Here is a 2,105-nt window from a genome sequence, read left to right as displayed (position 1 = left end):
CCTCCGGCGCGGGGCCGTAGCGGGCGGGGAGTCTGCGCTCGCGCTTCGCTCCTGCCAGGGCGAAGCGGCCTGCCGCGCCGGAGGCGATCGTGGGCCGGGCGGCACGGGCCGGCCGGGTGCCCGCACCCGGATCCCGCCCCCGCCCGGGGTTCGCAAGTCGCCGTCCGCCGTGCCGTGATGTACCTGCACGGTACAACCGCCGGGGGCCGCGGCCACGCGCCACTCGCCGTCGCGCACGGGGAACGTGCGTACGGCCGTGCGCACGGCGGCACGGGCCGCACCGCGCGGCCGGGGCGGTCGGGCCGTCGGGCATCGGCTTCCCCTCGCGTCGGCTCCCCGGTTCGTCTTCCAGGACTGCACTGACTTCGACTCCCCTGGTTCTAGTGCCGGAGCAGAACGCCTGTCAACACATTGTCCGGACATACGGACGGCAGGAGGGTGGGCCGACGCCATATCGAGGCGGGCCGACGCCGCATCGGAGCCCGTCGGCCCGCCGCGGGCATCAGCTCTGACGGCCGGCTGCGGGCATCAGCTCTGTCACAAGCGCAACACGTCCGTCACATCCGTCTCCCGTCCGCGAACACCCCGCCACACGTGGGTGACAGGCACTTGCCGGTGTTCCGCCGGTGTCGTTCACCGGGCACAGGCTGATGATCGCCGGCCGCGCCCGGCTCCCTGGGACGGCCCTCCCGGCCGCCGCCGTGGCGCGCGCAGGGAGGTGTCCTCATGACCGACGCACGGCTTTGGTCGTACAAGGAGATCGCGGCGCACATCCGGGTCCAGCCGGACACCGTGCGCTCCTACCGCAAGCACGGCCTGCTGCCGCCACCCGACCACGTGGAGGGCGGCAGGCCCTTCTGGTACGCCGACACCGTCCGCGCCTGGGCGGCCGCCCGGCCCGGCACCCGCGGCCGCAGAGCCGACTGACCCCGCCCGCCCGTGAGGCCGGCGCCGCTCAGCGCCAGGGCTCGACGACCGTGATCCCCGCTCCCGGGGCCGTGCCCATCGCCGCGAGCGCCTCCGGTACGGCGTCCAGTGCGATGACCGACGTCACCAGCCGGTCGGGGCGCAGGACGCCCTCCGCCACCAGCCGCAGCATCTCGGGGTAGGCGTGCGCGGCCATGCCGTGGCTGCCGAGCAGTTCCAGCTCCAGCGCGATCGCGCGGGCCATCGGGACCGGGGTGGTGCCGGTGGCCGAGGGCAGCAGGCCGACCTGCACGTGCCGGCCGCGGCGGCGCAGGCTGTCGACGGAGGCGGCGCAGGTGGCGGGTGAGCCGAGCGCGTCGAGGGAGAGGTGCGCGCCACCGCCCGTCACCTCGCGGACCGCCTCCGCCGCGTCCGGCACACCGGAGGCGTCCACGCAGGCGGCGGCACCGAAGTCGCGCGCCAGCTCCAGGGCCCGCGGCGAGATGTCGACCGCGACCACGCGCGCCCCGGCAGCGGCCGCGATCATCACCGCGGACAGGCCGACGCCCCCGCAGCCGTGCACGGCCACCCACTGCCCGGCGCGGACACGCCCCTGCTGGACGACCGCGCGGTAGGCGGTGGCGAACCGGCAGCCGAGCCCGGCGGCCGTGGCGAAGGAGAGCTGCTCAGGCACGGCAACGAGGTTGACGTCGGCGTGGTCGAGCGCGACGTACTGGGCGAAGGAGCCCCAGTGGGTGAATCCGGGCTGGGTCTGCCGCTCGCACACCTGCTGGTCGCCGGCCGCGCAGGCGGCACAGGTGCCGCAGGCGCAGACGAACGGCACGGTCACGCGGTCGCCGGGCGCCCAGCGGGTCACGCGGGCACCGACGGCCTCCACGACACCCGCCAGCTCGTGCCCGGGCACGTGCGGCAGGGCGATGTCCGGGTCGTGGCCCTGCCAGCCGTGCCAGTCGCTGCGGCACAGCCCGCTGGCCTCGACCCGCACCACGACCCCGTGCTCCGCGGGTGCGGGGTCGGGCACCTCGCGCACCTCGGCGGGCTCCCCGTACCGCTCGAACACCACCGCGCGCATCCGCCGCCTCGCTCTCCACCGCTCATCGCTTGCGGACGCCACGCTAACCGCCGGGTGACACGCGCGTTCACCCACCACCTTCCCCGCGCACCCACCACCTCCCCCG

The 2,105-nt window shown here is 75.9% G+C and carries 2 protein-coding genes; one reads left to right on the top strand and one right to left on the bottom strand.

The genetic code is table 11. The features are described 5' to 3' along the window. Nucleotides 1-726: 726 nt before the first annotated feature. Entirely contained in the window at nucleotides 727-927 is a 201-nt protein-coding gene (locus GV126_RS34380; protein ID WP_159675194.1) for a helix-turn-helix transcriptional regulator, read from the top strand. A 28-nt stretch (nucleotides 928-955) separates the two neighbouring features. On the opposite strand, the gene GV126_RS34375 is transcribed toward GV126_RS34380, so the two are convergent. Beyond that, nucleotides 956-1,999: a zinc-dependent alcohol dehydrogenase family protein gene (locus GV126_RS34375; protein ID WP_159675192.1), complete on the bottom strand. Its 1,044-nt coding sequence runs from the start codon at nucleotides 1,997-1,999 to the stop codon at nucleotides 956-958. Between the last annotated feature and the right edge of the window lie 106 nt (nucleotides 2,000-2,105).

Source organism: Streptomyces mexicanus, from assembly GCF_902506575.1.
Lineage (GTDB): Bacteria > Actinomycetota > Actinomycetes > Streptomycetales > Streptomycetaceae > Streptomyces > Streptomyces mexicanus.
Note: the sequence above shows the minus strand (reverse complement) of the source record. Positions and strands in the feature narration are given on the sequence as shown.